Origin of the sequence: Micromonospora sp. NPDC050417, from assembly GCF_044458865.1 — a bacterium.
Taxonomy (GTDB): Bacteria; Actinomycetota; Actinomycetes; order Mycobacteriales; family Micromonosporaceae; genus Micromonospora_G.
This window is the reverse complement of record NZ_JBITIH010000031.1, coordinates 21,013-40,572: the sequence shown is the minus strand read 5'-3', so window position 1 is coordinate 40,572 and position 19,560 is coordinate 21,013. Positions and strand designations below refer to the sequence as shown.

Annotated in this window: 8 protein-coding genes; 3 read left to right on the top strand and 5 right to left on the bottom strand. The window is 71.9% G+C overall.

Going from position 1 to position 19,560, the window contains the following annotated elements; genetic code table 11:
• Positions 1-3: 3 nt before the first annotated feature.
• Entirely contained in the window at positions 4-1,365 is a 1,362-nt protein-coding gene (locus ACIBF5_RS29560; RefSeq protein WP_396816211.1) for a carbohydrate-binding domain-containing protein, read from the top strand.
• A gap of 86 nt (positions 1,366-1,451) precedes the next feature.
• Here the strand turns inward: ACIBF5_RS29560 and ACIBF5_RS29555 are convergent, their stop codons facing one another.
• The 5 genes from ACIBF5_RS29555 to ACIBF5_RS29535 all read right to left on the bottom strand — a co-directional run bounded on the left by ACIBF5_RS29555 (position 1,452) and on the right by ACIBF5_RS29535 (position 16,806).
• Positions 1,452-2,225 (bottom strand): MerR family transcriptional regulator, encoded by a 774-nt coding sequence (locus ACIBF5_RS29555; protein WP_396816210.1) that lies wholly within the window; start codon positions 2,223-2,225, stop codon positions 1,452-1,454.
• Between the two features lie 88 nt (positions 2,226-2,313).
• Positions 2,314-6,897, bottom strand: a complete 4,584-nt coding sequence (locus ACIBF5_RS29550) for an amino acid adenylation domain-containing protein (RefSeq protein ID WP_396816209.1) — start codon at positions 6,895-6,897, stop codon at positions 2,314-2,316.
• The gene (locus tag ACIBF5_RS29545; protein WP_396816208.1) at positions 6,894-10,430 is read right to left on the bottom strand and encodes an amino acid adenylation domain-containing protein; all 3,537 of its coding nucleotides are present in this window, start codon (positions 10,428-10,430) and stop codon (positions 6,894-6,896) included. The genes ACIBF5_RS29550 and ACIBF5_RS29545 overlap by 4 nt, the downstream gene beginning before the upstream one ends.
• An 11-nt stretch (positions 10,431-10,441) precedes the next feature.
• A complete protein-coding gene (locus ACIBF5_RS29540) occupies positions 10,442-13,696 on the bottom strand; it encodes an amino acid adenylation domain-containing protein (RefSeq protein WP_396816207.1) in 3,255 nt (1,084 codons plus the stop codon).
• Positions 13,693-16,806: an AMP-binding protein gene (locus ACIBF5_RS29535; RefSeq protein ID WP_396816206.1), complete on the bottom strand. Its 3,114-nt coding sequence runs from the start codon at positions 16,804-16,806 to the stop codon at positions 13,693-13,695. The genes ACIBF5_RS29540 and ACIBF5_RS29535 overlap by 4 nt, the downstream gene beginning before the upstream one ends.
• Before the next feature lie 346 nt (positions 16,807-17,152).
• Between ACIBF5_RS29535 and ACIBF5_RS29530 the strand changes: the two genes are divergently transcribed.
• Entirely contained in the window at positions 17,153-17,368 is a 216-nt protein-coding gene (locus ACIBF5_RS29530) for an MbtH family protein (RefSeq protein WP_396816205.1), read from the top strand.
• Positions 17,369-17,375: 7 nt separating this feature from the next.
• On the top strand, positions 17,376-19,511 hold the full coding sequence (locus tag ACIBF5_RS29525) for an HAD-IIIC family phosphatase (RefSeq protein ID WP_396816204.1): 2,136 nt from the start codon (positions 17,376-17,378) through the stop codon (positions 19,509-19,511).
• Positions 19,512-19,560: the final 49 nt, after the last annotated feature.

Sequence of the window (19,560 nt, the reverse complement as noted above, 5' to 3'; positions counted from 1 at the left end):
GCGGTGCGTATCAGGAAATCCAGATCCGCGCTCGTCGCGCTTGCTGCGGCGACGGTGGTCGCGGTCGCCGGGGGAGTGATCGTCACTGGTACGGCGAACGCCGCCGAGCCCTCCCAGTTCACCGTCGTGGAGGGCGCGATCCGTACGGCGACCGGCACTCCCGTACCGGCCTCCGGCACCCACGCCTCGCTCTGGGGCAACTCCAGTTACGCCACCACCAGCATCACCGGCTCCGGCCGGGTGCTGATCGGCGCCATCGGCGAGAACTGCCAGGGTTGGCCGACCGTGAAGGTGACCGTCGACGGCGTCAGCGTCGGCCAGACCACCATCGTCAGCGCCGCCAGCTACGGCACCTACCCGGTCGGGACGGCGGTCGGCGCCGGCCAGCACAACGTGAAGATCCAGTTCGTCAACGACTTCCGCGCCGAGCCCTGCGACCGCAACGTCCACATCGCGTACGCGCGGATGGAGACTCCCGGCACCACCGACACCAGGTTCAGCTTCGCCGTCATGCCGGACACCCAGCAGGAGGTGTTGAGCGGCACCGACGCGCGGTTCCGCAACCGCACGGACTGGTTGGTGCAGAACCGGTCCGCGTTGGACCTGCGCTTCGTGACCTCCTCCGGTGACGTGGTCAACTGGGACACCCCCGACCACTCCCAGTACGTGATCGCCCGCAACGCGATGCGCCCGATCGAGACCGCCGGCATCCCGTACGCGCTGGCGATCGGCAACCACGACACCCAGGCGACCGGCGTCGGCGGTTCGGCCCGCGACCCCGCCCGCACCCGGGAACTCGTCCGCGACACCACCGTGTTCAACCAGTACTTCACCGTCAGCCAGTACGGCGCGGTCAGGGGACAGTTCGAGACCGGCAAGGTCGACAACTCGTACTCGACCTTCGAGGCCGGCGGCGTGCAGTGGATGGTGCTGACCCTCGAACTCTGGCCCCGGGTCGAGGCCGTCACCTGGGCCAAGAACGTCGTCGCCGCCCACCCCCGGCACAACGTCATCGTCGTCACGCACGACTACATCGACGGCAACGGCAACATCGAGCAGAGCGCGTCGTACGGCGCGACCAGCCCGCAGTATCTTTTCGACAACCTGGTCAAGCAGTACGCCAACATCCGGTTCGTCTTCTCCGGTCACGTCGGTGTCGCCGGCAACCGGGTAGACACCGGTGTCAACGGCAACAAGATCTACACGTTCCTCCAGACGTTCCATTCCAACACCACCAACCCGGTACGCCTGGTGGAGATCGACACGGCGGCCAACTCGCTGCGTACCTGGATCTACGCGCCGTACAACAACCAGTCGTTCACCGAGTACGACCGGTCGTTCACCGGTATCGGGGTGGTCCGCTGACGCGGACGAGTACGCGCGGCGTGCGACCACGGGTGAACCGACCCGGGGTCGCACGCCGCCGCCCGTTCGCAGGTTGCCGGCAGGGATCAGCCCGCCTGCCGGACCCTTGCCAGGTAGTCGACCAATTCGCGCATCCGCTCCACCGGCCACGGCAGGCTCTGGCCGATCTCCTCGCTGTTGGCCCCCCAGACCCGTTGTGCGGTCGCCTTCGTCCGCTCACCCGCCGCGCCGTCCGCGTGGAACCGGTTCGCCAGCGCGTCCCACCGACCGACCAGGTCGCGTACCTGCGGGTCGTTGACGGGCGTGCCGTCCTGGACGTGCCGGAGCAGACGCTCCACCAGCCCCGCCCATTCGGTCTTGGCTGCCTCGACGGCCGCCGGGCCGAGGTCGGCGCGGCGCCGGGCCAGCTCTTCGCGCTCTTCGGTGCTGAACGAGGTCTCGAACACAGAGATCATCTCCAGGGTCGTCATGAACTGGTCCGGATCGGGCATCGCCGCGTCGTCGAGCTGCCCCAGCAAGCCGCGTAGCTGCTGGGTGAGCCGCTGGACCTGCGCCGCGTGCGCCTCCAACCCGTGCAACTGGGTCGTCAACAACTCGCGCATCGCCGCCAGGTCGCCGCCGGAATCGGCGAGCACGCCCGCGATCTCCTCCAACGACAGCCCGAGCGTCCGCAGCGCCCGCACCCGGTAGAGCCGCCGTACGTCATCCCCGGTGTAACGGCGGTGCCCGGAGGCGGTGCGCTCGCTCGGGCGCAGCAAACCGATCTCGTCGTAGTGGTGCAGGGTGCGCACGGTCATCCGGCTCGCCCGAGCCACCTCACCGATGCTCCACCGACGCGTGGCACTGTCTTTCCCGATCACGCCCGCAACGCTAGGACCTGCCGTGACGTCAGGTGCAAGTCCTCACGAACCCGGTCCACGGTCGCGCCGACCCGCCGACGAGAACCCGTCAGCCGGGCTCCGGCAGGAACCCGGTACGGACGAAGAAGTCCACGTACCGGCGCAGCAGCGTGGCGTCGCCCGCCGGGCAGTGGATCCCGCCCGTCGCCACCGCCGCCTGGGTGCCGGTGCAGTCGAAGATCGGATGGTCCCGTGGACCCATCGTCGGCGGCAACGTCGCCGCGAACGGCCCGAGCGCCGTACCGCCCGGCCCCTCCGACGCCTCGACCACCATGGCGTGCCACCGCTCGTACGGCACCAACCGCACCGGGTAACCCCGCTCGCGCAGCACCTCGGCGATCTCGTCGTACCCGATGGTCCGTGGGTTGTAGTAGTGGAAGTCGTGGCCGGTCGTGCCGGCGCGACGGGAGAGGTGGCCGATGCCGGCGGCGACGTAGTCGACCGGCGCAAGATCCTCCCCGTGAGCGAGCGCCGGCACCGCGCCCACCTGCGTGAACGTCTTCAACAACCGGCTCAGGTAGTCGTCGGTGTTGCCGGCCCCGGTGCCGCTGTGCCCGGCCACCCGGGCCGGGCGGTGGATCGACACCGGCAGCCCCCGCTCCCGCGCCGCGTCGACCAGGCGGTCCGCCACCCACTTGCTCTCGTTGTAACCACCCCAGAGCCGGTCCGGCAGCGACGGCGGATCGGCCTCGGTGACCGTCCGTGACCCCGGCACCGGGCCGAGATACACACCGAGGGTCGAAACATGGTGTACGGCACTGACCCGCCCCCGCCCGGCCAGCCGCAGCACCTCCACGGTGCCGTCCACGTTCGCCGGCTTCAACCGGGCGTACGGATGCACAAAATGCACCGCGCCACCGTTGTGGTAGATCACGTCGAGCTGATCGGCGAGCGCGTCGAACTCCCGCCCGCCAAGCCCCAGCCTCGGCTGTGTCAGGTCACCCAGGACCGGCGCGATCCGGGCGGCGTACTCCGGTCGCCACAGCCCGTACCGACGCAGGTTCTGCTCGACCCGGGCCACCGCAGCCTGCTCAGACGCCGCCCGGACCAGGCAGTGCAGCTCGGCGCTGGTGTGCCGGAGCAGGTCGTCGAGGAGGAAGGCGCCGAGGAAGCCGGTGGCACCGGTGAGCAGCACGTGCGCCGGCGCGCCCGGATCCGTGTCGGCCGGTGGACGGAAGTCCGGCCCGGCACAGACGTCGTCCGGCAACACCGCCTCGGCCCGCAGATCTACCCGACGAGCGGCCGACGGCCGCCGCCCGGCGTCACCGACCGCCCGCGCGTCGCCGCCCGGTGCACCGGCGTCGAGCAGGGTGGCGAAGGCGTCCAGGCGCGGGGACTCGAAGAGGGTACGCAGCGGCAGCCGTACCCCGAATTCGCGGTTGATCCGCGCCAGCAGTGGGGCGGCGAGCAGCGAATGCCCGCCGAGGTCGAAGAAACCGTCCCGGGCACCTACCCGGTCCCGGCCCAGCGCCTCGGCCCAGATGACGGCGAGGCGTCGCTCGGTCGGCGTGGTCGGCGGCACGAACGGGTGCACCGACGCGGTCACCGTCGCCGGCAGCCGACTCTGGTCGACCTTGCCGTGCGCGGTCAACGGCAACCGTTCCAGCGGTACGAACACCGCCGGCACCAGGTAATCCGGCAGGCGGCCGCGCAGGAAGGAGCGCAACTCGTCCGGATCGGGCGCGGCAGAACCCGAACGGGGCACGACGTAGCCGACTAGTTGCTGGTCGCGGGCGACCACCACGGTCTCGCCGACCAGCGGATGCTGGCCGAGTTGGGCCTCGATCTCGGCCGGCTCCACCCGGTGTCCGCGAATCTTCAACTGGCGGTCGACCCGGCCGAGGAACTCCAGTTCTCCGTCGCCACGTACCCGGGCCAGGTCGCCGGTGCGGTAGAGCCGGGCGCCGGGGACCGGGGAGAACGGGTCGGGCACGAACGCCCGCGCGGTCAGGTCCGGTCGCCCGAGATAACCCCGGGCCAGGCAGTCGCCGCCGAGGTGAAGCTCGCCGGGGGCGCCGACCGGGCGGAGCCGACCACCCGGGTCCAGCACGTATGCCCGTACGTGCGGCAGCGGCCGGCCGATCGGCAGTGAGCCCCCGTCGCCCGGCGGTGAACCGTCACCCCGGGGCCACGACGTCCCGTCACCGTCCGGTCGATCCACCTGGTGCACGGTGGCGCAGACCGTCGCCTCGGTCGGACCGTAGTGGTTGTAGAAGGCGACCCGGCCACCCGTGAGGTGCTTCCAGGCGGCGAGCTTCTCCGCCGGCACCCGCTCACCGCCGACCATCATCACGGTCAGCGGCAGGTCGTCCGGGAGCCGGTGCCCGGCGAGGTCGTCGACCCAGCGTTGCCAGAGCGCCGACGGCGCGTCGACCGCGGTGATCCCCTGCTCGACGCAGAGGTCCAGCAGGGCCGGTCCGGTGAGTGCCGCCGGTTCCGGGTGGACGACCAGCGCCGCGCCGCTGACCAGTGCCGGGAACACGTCGCCGACCGAGGCGTCGAAGGTCAGCGGCGGGATCATCAGGATCCGTTGCCCGGGGCCGAAACCGTGCACGTCCCGGAAGGAGAGCGCCAGTCGGGTCAGGGTGTCGTGCCCGACCATCACCCCCTTCGGTCGGCCGGTCGAACCGGAGGTGTAGATGACGTACGCGAGCTGGTCGGGTGCCCGTACCGGCGCAACGGGCGCGTCGGCCGGTTCGGTCGCGGCCTGGTCGACCCGGAGCACCCTGCCGGAGAAGTCGGGCACCTGGTTCGCGTACGCAGAGCTGGTCAACAACACGGTCGCACCCGAGTCACCGAGCAGGTCGGCCAGACGGTCCGGCGGATGGGTCGGGTCCAGCGGCAGGTAGGCACCGCCGGACCGGAGGATGCCGAGCAGGCCGGCGATCCCCGCCGGGCCGGCCGTCAGCGCCAGACCGACCGGCTGCTCCGGACCGACACCGGCGACCTGTAACTGTCGGGCGATCCGGTCGGCCCACCGGTCGAGTTCCCGGTACGTCAGCACCGTGCCGTCGCCGTACACGGCCGGCGCGTCCGGTGTCCGGGCCGCCTGCGCCGCCACCAGTTCGTCCGCGAAACCGGGTCGGTCGACCTCGCGGCGACGTAGGCCCTCGTCCGCGACCTCGGATCCGTTTGGTGCGCCCGTGCAGTCGCCGGACGGTGGATGCAGGCCGCCGAGCAGCAGATTCCGCTCCGCCTCACTGAGCAGGGTCAGTTCCGACAGCCGTCGCTGCGGCTCGCTGGTCATCGCCACCAGGGCCTGCCGGAGCTGGTCGGCGAGGCGTCGTACGGTGCCCCGCTCGAAGAGCCCACTGTGGTAGTCGAGCTGCCCCGTCAGCCGACCGTTCCGCTCGACGACGAGCAGGGTGAGGTCGAACCGGGCCGTCCCGATGCCGATCCCGGCCGGTCGCACGGTCAGCCCGGACATCGGTGCGGACCGCGCGGTGTCCTCCCCGTCGGCGGTGTGGAGGACGAACATGACCTGGAAGAGGGGATGATGTCCGGGGCTGCGGTCCGGAGCGGCGAGTTCGATGACCCGCTCCAGCGGCACCTCCCGGTGCCCGAGCCCGCCGAAGCAGGTACGGCGTACGCGCTCCAGCACCTGCCGCAGGGTCGGATCGCCGGAGAGGTCGGTCCGCAACGCCAGGGTGTTGACGAACATCCCGACCATGGTCTCCAACTCGGGCAACGAACGGTTCGCCGCCGGCACCCCGACCACGACGTCCGACTGGCCGCTCTGCCGGGCCAGTACGACGGTGAAGGCGGCCAGCAGCACCATGAACAGCGTGCAGTCCGCGTCCTGCCGCAGCCGCTCGACCGCGCCCGCCAACTCCGCCGGCAACGCGAACTCGTACGTGCCGCCGGGGGCGTCGGCCGTCGCCGGACGGGGACGGTCGGTCGGCAGCTCCAACAGCGTCGGCGCCCCGGCGAGATGGTCTCGCCAGTAGCTCTCCTGCCCCCGCGACACCTCCGGGTCACGGTCGGCGAGCCAGCGTACGTAGTCGGCGAACTGGACCGGCAGCGGTGCCGGCGAGGGTTCCCGCCGTTCGACCAGTGCGCTGTACGTGGCGGCCAGCTCGTCGAAGAGCACCCCGATCGACACGTCATCGCAGACGATGTGGTGGAACGTGAGCAGGAGGACGTGGTCGTCCTCGGCGAGCCGGACCAGGGTGCCCCGGACCAGGGGAGGACGACCGAGGTCGAAGCGCCGGCCCAGCTCGTGACGGGCCAGGCGCAGCAGGCCCCGTTCCCTCCCCGAGGCCGGTAGCGCATCGAGGTCGAGCACCGGCAGCGCCACCGCGACCCGTGGGTCGTCGGCGTCCCGGATCACCTGCGCCGGCCGCCCGTCGCGGTCGACGAACGCGGTACGCAGCGGCTCGTGTCGCCGGACCAGCCGGCGCAACGCCTCGGTCAGGGCCGCCACGTCGGGCACCCCGGCGAGCCGGTACGCGCCCGACATCAGGTACGCCGAGTCGCCCACGGCGAGCTGGTCCAGGAACCAGATCCGCTGCTGGGCGGGGGAGAGCGGCAACTCCGCTCCCCTGGGACCGGGGCGGACGCTCTGGTCCGGGTGGAGCGTGATGCCCCTCCGGGCCATCAGTACGGCCAGCAGCTCGTCACCGCGCCCGCTCATCCGACACCACCCTCCACCGACGCCATCTCGTCCCCGCTCTCGTGCCCTGCGTTCTCGTCTTCCCCGTTCTCGTTCTCCCCGCTCTCGTCGAGGAGCCGGGCCACGGCTTCCGGGGACATCGCCTCGATCTCGGCCCGTACCTCGGCGACCGCGGTCACCTGTCCAGGTACCGGCTCCAGCCGGATCAACGCGGCGGCCAGCCCGGCGACGGTCGGCGCCTCGAAGAGCACCCGGGTCGGCGCGGCCAACTGGAAGTACGCGCGCAGCCGGGCCAGCACCCGCTCGGCCAGGAGCGAGTGCCCGCCGAGGGCGAAGAAGTCCGTCTCCACCCCCACCGGTCGTACGTCGAGCACCTCCTCCCAGATCCGTACGATCGCCGCCTCGACCGGGCCGCCGGCCGGGACGTACGGGGTGGCGTCTGTCGCGCCCCAGGTCGGGGCGGGCAGCCCGGGCCGGTCGAGTTTGCCGTTCGGGGTCAGCGGCAGCCGGTCGAGTGGCACCAGCGTCGCCGGGATCAGGTAACCCGGCAGACGCAGCGCCAGCCGGGGCTGGAGAAGTGCCCAGAACTGTGCGGCGTCCGTCGCCGAACCGTCGGCGGGCACCACGTACGCGACCAGGCGGGCGTCGCCGTCGCCCCCATCGGACCAGGCCGCGACCGCGGCGTCGCGTACCTCCTCCTGCTCCCGTAGCACCGCCTCGACCTCGCCGAGTTCGACCCGGAAGCCCCGGATCTTCACCTGCTGGTCGCCGCGTCCGAGGAACTCGATCCGCCCGTCCGGCAGGTAGCGGGCCTGGTCGCCGGTGGCGTAGAGCCGACCGCCCGGCGGGCTGCCGAACGGGTCCGGCACGAACTTCCGCGCGGTCAGCCCGGGGCGGTCGAGGTAACCACGGGCCAGACCGGATCCACCGATGTGCAGCTCGCCGGGAACCCCGACCGGCACCGGCTGGCCCCGATGGTCGAGCAGGTAGATCCGGGTGTTCGTGATCGGTGGCCCGATCGCCACCGGTCGGGCGGAGACCGGTTCGACCAGACCGGCGGCGGACCAGACCGTCGTCTCGGTCGGCCCGTACACGTTCCACAGCGCCCCGCCACCGAGCCGGTCGGCGAGTTCCCGGGAGAACGCCTCGCCGCCGCAGAGCCGGTGCCGTACGGTCACCGGCAGCTCGCCGGCCGCGAGCAGCATCCGCCACGTCGCCGGGGTGCCCTGGAGTACGGTCGCACCGCTGTCGCGCAGCCGGGCCTGCAACGCGGCCCCGTCGACCACCTCGGCGTTGCCGGCGACCACCACCCGTGCGCCGTGTACCAACGGCAGCAGCAGTTCCAGCACGGAGATGTCGAACGAGAGGGTGGTGACCGCGAGCAGCCGGTCGGCCGGGGTGAGTGCCAGGGACTCCCCGAATGCCACCAGCAGGTTTCCGACCGCCCCGTGGGTGACCTGCACACCCTTGGGACGTCCGGTCGAGCCGGACGTGAAGATCACGTACGCGAGCTGGTCGGGGTCGGGCAGTTCGCCGGTCACCGGCCCGGGCGGCGAACCCCGTTCCTCGCCCCGGTCCAGGTTGACCAGCTCGGGGACCGAGGCGCAGAGGTCGGGCATCCGCTCGCGTACCGACTCCTGGGTCACCAGCACCCGCACGCCCGCGTCGTCGAGCATCAGCCGCAGTCGGCCAGCGGGAAAGGCGGGGTCGAGCGGGACGTACGCGCCGCCGGCCCGCCAGACGCCGAGCATCGCCACCAGCATCGCCGACGTACGGTCCAGGCAGATGCCGACCGGTGTCTCCGTGCCGACGCCACTGGCCCGCAACCGTCGGGCGAGCAGATCGGCCTGCTGGTCGAGTTCCGCGTACGACAGCTCGTCGTCGGCCGCCGCCACCGCGACCGCATCCCGGTGGCGGTCGCGGGAGCGGGCCCAGAGCGCCGGGAAGGTCGCCGTCGCCGGCGTCGACTCCCGGACCGGCCCCTGTCGGTCGACCAGCAGCCACTGCCGCTGTTCCGGGGTGAGCAGCGGCAGGTCGCCCAGGCGCTGGCCGGGATCCGCCGCGATCCCGGCCAGCAGTTCGGTGAACCCCTCGGCGAGCCGTCGGATGTCGGCGGCGTCGAAGACGTCGGTCCGGTAGGAGAACGTCGCCTCCAGCCCGCCGTCCGGCTGCGGTACCGCCACCAGGGTCAGGTCGAAGAGCATGTCGTCGAGTTCGCTGTTCCACCACCGCACGTCCAGGCCGGGCCAGTCCGCGGGTGTGCCGGTGGAGAAGTTGTGCAGGATCAGCGCGGCCTGGAAGAACGGGTGCCGTCCGGCCTCCCGTCGGGGCGCCAGTGCCTGCACCACCCGGTCGAACGGCACGCTCTGGTACGCGAACCCGTCGATCACCGTGCGACGTACTCGGGACACCGCCTCGGCGAAGGTCAGCTCCGGATCGAGCCGGGTGCGCAACGCCACCGGGTTCGCGAAGTAGCCGACCAGCGGCTCCAGCTCGATGTGTGTCCGGGCGGCGACGAGCGTGCCCACCGTGACGTCGGGCTGCCCGAGGTAGCGGGCCAGCAGCGCCTTGAACCCGGTGAGCAGGGTGACGAACGGCGTGGTGCCCCGGGTCGCGCCGGCTGCCGTCCGGAGCCGGTCGAGCAGCTCCGGGCCGATCATCAGGCCGACCTTGCCACCGGTGCCGGTGCGGGAGGCGAGGTCGGGCTCGGGGCGGCGGGCGATCGGCAACTCGGCGCTCGCCCGTGGGGTGGCGAGCTGCCGGCGCCAGAAGTCCAGCCCGTCGGCCAGTTCACCGTCGGCCAGGGACTCGTGTTGCCAGTGCGCGTAGTCGACGTACTGGATGGACAACTCGGGCAGCGGCGGCCCGGCGGCGACCGGCCCGGCCGAGGTGGTGAGCCGCCAGCGGTAGAGGCTGGCCAACTCCCGCAGGGCGTTCCCGATCGACCAGCCGTCGATGGCGATGTGGTGGCTGGTCATCAGCAGTACGTGGTCGTCGTCCGCGAGCCGGTACAGCGCCGCCCGCAGCACCGGCCCGGTGGCCAGGTCGAACGGTACGGCGAAGGCGTTCCTCGCCAGGGACCTGGCCCGCGGTTCGCGGTCGGCGACCGGCAGCTCCCGTAGGTCCACCTCGGTCACCGGCATCGGCGTCGGTGGTCGCACGATCTGGTGTGGCGTGCCGTCGACGCCGACGTAGACGGTGCGCAGGATCTCGTGCCGGGTCACCAGGTCGGTGAGTGCCTGACGCAACGCGCCGACGTCGAGGTCGCCGCGCATCCGCTGCGACATGGACACGTGAAACGACGGGTCCGCCGGGTCGAACTGGTTGGCCAACCACATCCGCTGCTGTCCTGACGAACAGGTGAACCGCTGCTCCGGGCCGGTACGGGGCAACCGGGCGATGACCGGCTCGGTCGCCGACGCCATCCCACGCTGGGCGAGCCGGCGCGCCAGCAGTGCCTGTCGCTGTGGCGACAGCCCCACCACACTCTCGCGTACGTCAGGCGGGGGCGCCGTGGTCGGCGTGCCGGCGTCAGGGTCGGCGGTGGATGGCACGGCGTACCTCCTCAGTGGACACAAGGATCAATCATGGTGGATGGATCCGGTTGGGGGGACACCGCGCCGTCGGCCTGTGCCGCCGCCACCAGCCCGGCGATGGTCGGGGTGTCGAAGAAGACGTGCAGGGGCAGGTCGATCCCGAGCTGCCGGCGCATCCGGGCGGCGATCTGGGTGACGGTCAGCGAGTGGCCGCCGAGGTCGAACAGGTCGTCGTCCGGCCCGATCCGATCGATCCGCAGCACCTGCCGCCAGATCTCGAAGATCTCCCGCGCCAGCCCGTGGTGTTCGGCCGCCGGCCCGCACTCGGACCCCGCGACCGGGCCGAACGCCCCGCCGGCCTCGGGCCCGTCGTCCGGACCGGTCGGTGCCGCGGCCGGCGGCTCGGGTAGCGCGCCCCGGTCCAGCTTGCCGTTCGGGCTGGTCGGCAGCCGGTCGAGTTCGACGAAGGCGTTCGGCAACAGGTACGCCGGCAGTGTCCCGGCCAGGTGGCGGCGCAGCTCGGTCGGGCCGGCCCCGGCACCCGCGACCCGCCGGACCAGGTACGCCACCAGCCGCGGTTCCCCACCAGCCACCGCCCGCAGGGCGACGGCACAGCCGGCGACGTCCGGGTGCGCGTCGAGGCGCGCCTCGACCTCGCCCAACTCGACCCGGTACCCCCTGATCTTGACCTGGTTGTCGACCCGGCCGAGGAACTCGATCTCGCCATCGTCCCGGTAACGGGCCAGGTCGCCTGTGCGGTACAGGCGCGAGCCCGGCGGGCCGTACGGGTCCGGCACGAAGTGCGCGGCGGTCAGGCCGGGACGGTGCAGGTAACCCTGGGCCAGGCCGGGGCCGCCCAGGTGCAGCTCGCCCGGTACACCGATCGGGACCGGGTTGCGCCGGGCGTCGAGCAGGTACCGTCGGGTGCCGCCGATCGGCTCGCCCAGCCCGGTCAACTCCACCGGATCGGGCAGCTCCCGTCCGCTTGCCCAGACCGTGGCCTCGGTCGGCCCGTACAGGTTCCAGAGTCTGCCTACGCGTCCGCGCAGCTCCCGGGCGAGGGGGACGGGCAGGGCCTCGGCGCCGCTGAGCCCGACCACCTCCGGTTCGTCGAACCCGGCATCGAGCAGCAGCCGCCACGTCGACGGGGTCGCGTGCACATGGGTCACCGCGTGCTGGCGTACGAGCCGGCACAGCGTCTCGCCGTCGCGGGTCTGCGACTCGGCGGCCAGGACCACCCGTCCGCCGGTGACCAGGGGGAGGAAGAGTTCCGGCTTGGACATGTCGAACGCGACCGAGGCGAGTGCCAACCAGCCGTCGCCGGGTCCGGTGCCGATCAGGTCCCGCATCGCGACCAGGAGGTACGCCAGGCCCCCGTGCGCGATCTGCACCCCTTTCGGCTGCCCGGTGGAGCCGGACGTGTAGATCAGGTACGCCAGGTCGTCGGCCTGGGGCCAGGGGATATCCCCGACACCGACACCGACAGCTTCGGCTTCGGTTTCCGCGTCGGTAAGCGTGACCGTCGGACAGGTGGGTGACAGGACGGTCGGTGTGCCGTCGGTGAGCAGGAGCGTCGCAGCCGCGTCGGCCAGGATCGCCGTCAGTCGTGCCTCCGGGTGGTCCGGGTCCAGCGGCACGTACGCGGCGCCGGCCCGGAGCACACCGAGCAGACCGAGCAGCAGTTCGGGGGAGCGGCGTACCAGGACGGCGACCCGGGTGCCGGGGCCGACGCCGTGCCGGCGTAACCGCCCCGCGAGCCGGTCCACCGCCGCCGCCAGTCGGCCGTACGACCAGGTTTGATCACCGAAGACGACCGCCGGGGCGTCCGGTGTGGTTGCCGCGCCAACGGCGAAGAATTCGGGCAGGGTGGCCGTCGGCGGCTCGGTCGCCACCGTGGGGTGCGCCCAGTCGACCAGCACTCGTTGCCGTTCGCTCTGGTCGAGCAGCTCCAGATCGGCGAGGGTGGCCTGCGGGTCGGCGGTCGCGGCGGCGAGCAGCGTGGTGAAGTGCGCGGCGATCCGCCGTACATCGGCCGGGTCCAGGGTGCGCGGGCTGTACTGGAACCGCAGCGCGAGCTGTTCGGGACTCTCCAGCACCTGCAGGTGCAGCGCGTTGCGGGCGGTGTGGTTGAACGCCATCCATTCCACGTCGGCGGTGAGCCCACCCAACGGCGGTCGGCTCGCCCGGCGGCGGTAGCTGACCGACACCGGTGCCAGGGCGATGCGCGGCCGGAACCCCGACCCACCGGGCTGGTTCCGGGCGACGGCGTGGGCGACCGGGACCGCGCGGAACGGGTACCGGGCGCGCAGGTCGGCCCGGGTGTCGGCGACCAGCTCACGGAACGTCTGCCCCGGACGGGAGGTACCACGCAGTGGCACCTCGTTGACGAAGAGCCCGATGCAGTCGCGGGTGGAGGGGGTACGGGTGCCGAGGTCGACCGCGACGGTCGGATCGGTGTTGCCGTAGCGGTGCAGGACCGCCCGTAACGCGGCGAGCAGCACCTCGAACCGGGTCGCGCCGAGTGCGTCCGCCGTGCCGGCGAGTGCCGCACGTAGGCACGGGTCGGCGATGTGGTCGACGGTGGCACCGGACTCCGCCGTCTCCTGCTGGCGGCGCAGGCCGGGCAGGAGCACCGGGGCCGGCTCACGCCAGTGCGTAGCCCAGAAGGCGGCGGCCGGGGCGAGGTTGGCGGCGAGCCGAGCCGGTTCCGTGTCGGCGTGTTCGGCGTACGAGGTCGGCAGCGCCGGCAGGTTCGGGGTGCGACCCTCGGCGAAGGCCCGGTACAGCTCACCGAGGTCACGGACGAGGATGTCCTTCGACTCGCCGTCGAAGACGAGATGGTGGGCGACGACCAGCAGCAGGTGCCGGTCCGGCGTACGGGTGAACAGGGTGAACCGGACCAGCGGCCCGTGTCGTAGGTCGAACCGCTCCAGCGTCTGCGACCGGACCAGTTCCGCGAACGGGTCCTGCGCCGGATCGGGTTCCTCGGCGTCGGTGTCCGGCCCGGGCACCGTGCGGAGCGTGACCCGGGGACCGACCGGTGCCGTCACCGCGAAAAGCTCACCCTCGTGTTCCTCGAAGGCGCAACCGAGCACCGGATGCCGAACCACCAACGCGGCGCACGCGTCGATCAGCGCCAGCGCGTCGATCTCACCGTCGATCTGGATCGGCACCGGCATGTGGTAGGCCGAGCCGGCCACCCCGAGCTGCTCGGTGAACCACATCCCGTGCTGGGCCGTGGTGGCCGGGTGCCGGTTGCGCCGAGGGGACTGGACCGTCGTCACATCGCCTCCGTCAGTTGGGACAGTGGTCGGTCAACCCGGTCCGGTACCTGTGCGCCCAGTCGGGTCAGCATCGCAGCGAGATGCTCCATTGTGGATCGGTCGAAGGCGTACGAGTTCCACAGCAACCAGCCGAAGATCGAGCCGTCCGGCTGTTCGAGCATGGCCAGTTCGGGTACGCCCAGATCGGGTTCGCCGTTCGGGGTCGGCCAGTCCGCGTCGAGGGCGCGCGGCAGTTCGAACGGCTCCGATACCAGCCCGGGAAAGTGGGTCACCCCGCCCCAGCTCTCGAACCTCAGCCAGGCGGCGTTCGGGAAGCGCGGGTAGAACTCGGCGTACGGGTAGTACTGGTGGTCGATCGCGCTCAGCGCGGTGCCGCGTACCCGGTCCAGCAGCTCGTCGAGGGTGGGGTCGGCACCGGCGTCCACCCGCAGCAGCAGCGACTGCACCAGGCACCCGAGCAGCGGTTCGAACTCCGGTCGGGCCCTGCCCGGCACCGGTGACATCAGCACGATCTCGGGCGCACCGCTGAACCGGGCCAGCACCGCCACCCAGGCCGCCGCGATCACCATGAAGGTGCTGGCGCCCCGGTCCCGGGCGTAGCCGCGCAGCCGGTCGGCGACGGTCTTGTCGAGGCGGAACTCCAGCGAGTCGCTGCGCAGCCGGACCGCCCGCCGCCTACCCGGAAACGGGTCGATTCCGGTTGGCGCCCCGTCGAGCCGGCGTGACCAGAAGTCGCGGGTCCGTGGCCACTGCTCACGGGTCCAGCGGACCGCCTCCGGGTATGGCACCGGCAGCGGCGGCAGCACCACGGGCCGGCCGGCGCGGAGCGCCGAGTAGACCAGCCCCAGTTCACGCAGGAACACCCCCATCGACCAGCCGTCGAAGACGAGGTGGTGCACGGCGAGACCGAGCACGTGGTCGTCTGCGCCGAGCCGGACCACCACCGCCCGGACCAGCGGGCCGCTGGCCAGGTCGAAACCGTGTTCCCGGTCGGTACGGACAACCGTGGCGGCGTGTGCGTGCCGGGCATCGGTGTCCGGGCCGACTGCGGGGGTGACCGTCACCCGGGGCGGGCAGTCCGCCCGGACGTACGCCCGGTGCGTGCCGTCCCGGCTGTCGAAGACCGTACGCAGCGACTCGTGTCGGCGTACCAGCAGCCGCAGGCTCCGGGTCAGCAACTCGGGGTCGAACTCGTCGGTGATCCGGATCGCCACGCTGACCGGGCCGACGTCGCGGGGTTCCTCGGTCGCGTACATCCAGCCGAAGAAGTTTTCCTGCTGCGCGCTCAACGGCACCGTCACGTCACCGGGTCGCGGCACCGGCGGCGCGACCGCCGAAGGCGCGACCGGTGCCGGCCCAGGCGCCGGATCGGGTGCGGGTACGGCGGCCAGCCAGCGTGCCTGCCCGCCGAGCACGGGTTCGTCGAAGGGGAGCGAGGCCGGCACCGTGACGCCGAACCGTGCGGTGGCGAGGGTGGCGAGCTGGGTGGCCCGCAACGAGTCCCCGCCGAGAGCGAAGAAGTCGTCGTCGCGGCCGACCCGGGGGGCGGAGAGCACCTCGGACCAGAGTGCGGCCAGCGCGATCTCGGTCGGTGAGTCCGGCGGTGTGGACGGGGGTTCCGCCGGGTCCGGGCGGGTGGTGAAGAGCGTGCGCAGTTCCGCCTTGCGTACCTTGCCCCCGTCGTTGCGGGGCAGCGCGTCGACCAGCAGCAGTCGGGTTGGCCGTTCGTGCGGGGCCAGCCGCTGTGCCAGGAAGGCACGCAGTTCGGCGAGTTCGACCGGCCCCCGGGCGACCACGGCCGCCGCGAGCATGGTGCCCATGGTCGCGTGTGGTACGCCCACGACGGCGGCGTCGGCGACCGCCGGGTGCTCGTACAGGGTCGACTCGACGTGTGGTGTGGAGACCTTGAACGCGCCGGACTTGACCACGTCGCTTTCCCGGTCGACGAGGTGCAGGTAGCCCTCGGCGTCGAGATAGCCGAGGTCACCCATTCGTACCCAGCCGTCCTGGAAGACCGCCGCGCTCGCCGTCGGGTCCCGGTAGTAGCTGCGTGGCTGGGTGCCCGAGCGGAGCCGTACCTCACCGACCACGCCGGGTGGCAGCCGTACCCCGTCCGGGTCACTGATCATCAGTTCCGCGCCGGCTGCCGGTCGGCCGAGCGCCGCCGGACGCTCCGGGTCGAAGACCAGGGTGGTGTGGGCCGGCGCCGCCTCGGTGGAGGTGTAGTTGTTGACGATCGTCGCGCCGGGCAGCGCGGCGCGCAACGCGGTGGCCACCGGCACCGGCAGCGGCGCGGCGGTCGAGGCGAGCAGCAGCACGCTGGAGAGGTCGTGCCGTTCGAGGGTCGCCCGGTGGAGCAGTTCGATCGCCATCGCCGGCACGACGAAGAGCGTTCCCACCCGGTACGCCTCGACGAGCGCGGCGAACCGTTCCGGGTCGAACCGGGGCAGGGTCAGTGCTGTCGGGCGGGCGACGAGGGCGTTCAGAAGCATCGTCTGGGCGGCGTTCGTGCCGATCGGGAAGGCGTGCAGAAAGTGCGCCGAGTGGGCCAGTGGGCGGTGACGCGGCCGGGGGAGCAGGCCGAAGGTCAGGTTGGCGTGGCTGGCGGCCACCCCCTTCGGTGGGCCGGTGGTGCCCGAGGTGAAGATGATCTGCGCCAGGTCGTCCGGTCCGACCGGGACGTCGACCGGCTCCGCCGTCGGGTGGTGGAGCGCCTCCAGGGTGGCCGTCCAACCCTGGTGCGTGGGCACTTCGGCGTCGGCGGTGCGGATCAGTCCGGTGGCGGCGCACCGGTCGAGCAGGTCGTGTGACTGCGTCGGGGTGGCCCGGTCGGGTAGCGGCACGGCGACCGCGCCGATCGAGGTCACCGCGGCGTACGCGATCGCGAAGCCGACCCAGTCGGAGCCGTCGAAGAGCAGGCCGATCCGGTCACCGTGCCGGACACCACGGTCGAGCAGCCCGTGCCCGACCGTGGTGGCCCGCGCCCGCCACTGGCCGAAGGTCAACTCGTTCGCCGCGCCGTCGCCTCCACCGGGGCCGACGACGATCAGGGCGGTCCGGTCCGGCTCGGTCGCGGCGCGGGCGTCGAGCAGCGCCGGCACCGTGGTCATGGGTTCGATTCCCATCAGTCGTGGTCCGGGCCAACCGGCTCGACCAGGCTTCCGTCGGTCCGCGCTGGGTCGGTCAGCATGGCGGCCTCTCGTCTGCGTACCTACGTGTCGGTCGTCTGCCACCCCCCGCGTGGCACCCACCGTAACGAGGACCCTGTCGATTCGTAATTAGTCCTAACAGTAGAGATAACTGTCCTAACAGTTGGGGTCACGCTCAGGTGTTCTTCCGACCCGCCGGGTACCCCTTGACAGTCCTCCCGTCGCGATGAAAGCGTGCACAGCCACAGCGATCCGTACCGATGGTCATGCCCCGTTCACCCCCCCCGGATTCGAGGCGGAGCAAGCGATGTACGACGAGGACGACGAGATCGGCAGCTACGTCGTGGTGGTCAACGACGAGGAGCAGTTCTCCATCTGGCGGGACGGAACCCCGCCACCGGCCGGCTGGCGGCAGGTCGGCACCGCCGGCAGCCGACGCGAGTGCCTGGAGTACGTCGAACGCGTCTGGACCGACATGCGGCCAGCGTCCCTGCGCGCCCGGATCGCCGCCACCCCCGGCTGACCCGGGCATGCTGACCGTACGCGTCGCCGCCTCCTTCACCGCCGAACCACTGGCCGAGGTGCTGCGGTTCTGGGCCGGGGAACTGGCCCTGCCGATGGCGATCGAGTTCGCGCCGTACGGTCAGGTGTTCCAGCAACTGCTCGATCCGGGCAGCCCGTTGCGGACCAGCCGCGACGGGGTGAACGTTGTCGCGGTCCGGCTCACCGACATCGCGGACCCGGACGGGTTCGTCGCCGCCCTGCGTACGGCCGACCGGCGGGCGGGCGTACCACTGGTGGTTGCGCTCTGCCCCGATCCGCCCGCCGCCGAGTGCTCCACACCCGGCACCGCGACGCGCTCCACACCGGACAGTGCCGAGCGGGTGGTACGCGACGGACTAGCCGGCTGCGCACACCTGCGTCTGATCGGCCCGGCCGAACTGGCGGGCCGTTACCCGGTGGCCGAACCGCACGACGCGTACGCCGACCGGCTCGGCCGGGTGCCGTACACGCCGGAGTTCTTCGCCGCGCTCGGTACGGCGCTGGCCCGGACCGTACACGCCCTGGTGACGACCCGACCGAAGGTGATCGTGGTCGACGCGGACAACACCCTCTGGAACGGCATCGTCGGCGAGGACGGGCCGGGTGGTGTCACCGTCGACCGGCACCGCCGCGCGCTCCAGCAACTGCTCGTCGACCAACGCGACGCCGGCCGGCTGCTCTGCCTCTGTAGCCGTAACCAGCCCGCCGACGTCAACGCGGTCCTCAGCGGCCACCCGGACCTACTGCTGCGTCCCGAACACCTCACCGCCAGCCGGGTCAACTGGCAACCGAAGTGGGAGAACCTGCGTTCCCTCGCCGCCGAGCTGAACCTCGGGCTGGAGAGTTTCGTCTTTCTCGACGACAGCCCGATCGAGGTCGCCGAGGTGCGGGCCGCCTGCCCCGAGGTGCTGTCGCTGACGTTGCCGTCCGACTCCGCCGAGGCGGCGGCCTTCCTACGCCACTGTTGGCCCCTAGACCTGGACCGGGTCACCGACGAGGACCGCGAACGTGCCGCGCGCTACGAACAGGAGGCGCGCCGCCACGCGTGGCGCGAGCGCGCCATGTCGCTGGCCGACTTCCACGCCGGCCTGGAGCTGCGGGTTGCCGTCACACCGGCCCGGCCCGACCAGCGCGAGCGGATCGCCCAGCTCGCCCAGCGGACCAACCAGTTCAACCTCGCCCCGGTACGCCGCGACCCACTCGAACCGCCCGCACCTGACCTCGACTGGCTGGTGGTGACCGTGGCGGACCGTTTCGGCGACTACGGTCTCGTCGGCGTGGTGGGTCACACCGTTGACGCCGAGTGGCTGCGGGTCGACACCTTCCTGCTGAGCTGCCGGGCACTGGGGCGCGGGGTCGAGCACCGGATGCTTGCCCACCTCGGCGAACTGGCCCTGGATCGGGGCGTGTCGACGGTCGCGCTGGCATGTCTGCCGACCGCCCGGAACGGACCCGCCCGCACCTTCCTCGCCGACGTCACCGCCGGTACGCCCGCCGAACCGGTGCCGGGGCAAGCCGGTCGGGTCCACTACCACCGGCTGCCCGCCTCCGAGGCGGCGGCGGTACGTCATCGACCCGACGCCACCGGCGAACCGTCCGGCCGTGGTGCCCTTGGCGAACCTCCCGGTTCCGGCGTCGAACCTGCCGCCACCGTAATGCCGGCCGCACCCTGGGCGGTGGTCGAACGGATCGCCACCATGCTCGCCGAGCCGGCGGCCGTCCGGGCGGCGCTGCTCGCCGGCAACGCCCCGAGGGCCGCAACCGCAGACGACGGCCCGATCTCCTGGGCTGACAGTGTCGACCCGGTGGAGGCCCGGGTGATGGCGATCTGGACGGAACTGCTCGCCGTGGCGCCGCGTACGCCCTCGGAGAACTTCTTCGCCCTCGGTGGACAGTCGCTGCAACTGGTCCAGTTCATGGCCCGGGTACGCGAGGTGTTCGCGGTCGAACTCCCGGTCGAGCTCCTGTTCACCCCGACCTTCACCGTTGCCGAGGTCTCCCGCGAGATCCGGGAACGTCAGCTCGCCGGGGTCGACGGTGCGGAGCTGACCGGTCTCATCGCCGAGTTGGAACGACTCTCCGACGCCGAGATCGAGTCACTGCTCGCCGAGGAGGACGCGTGAGCCTGGTCGTGTCCGCACCCCTTTCCCAGCGCCTGGGAAGGGCACTGTC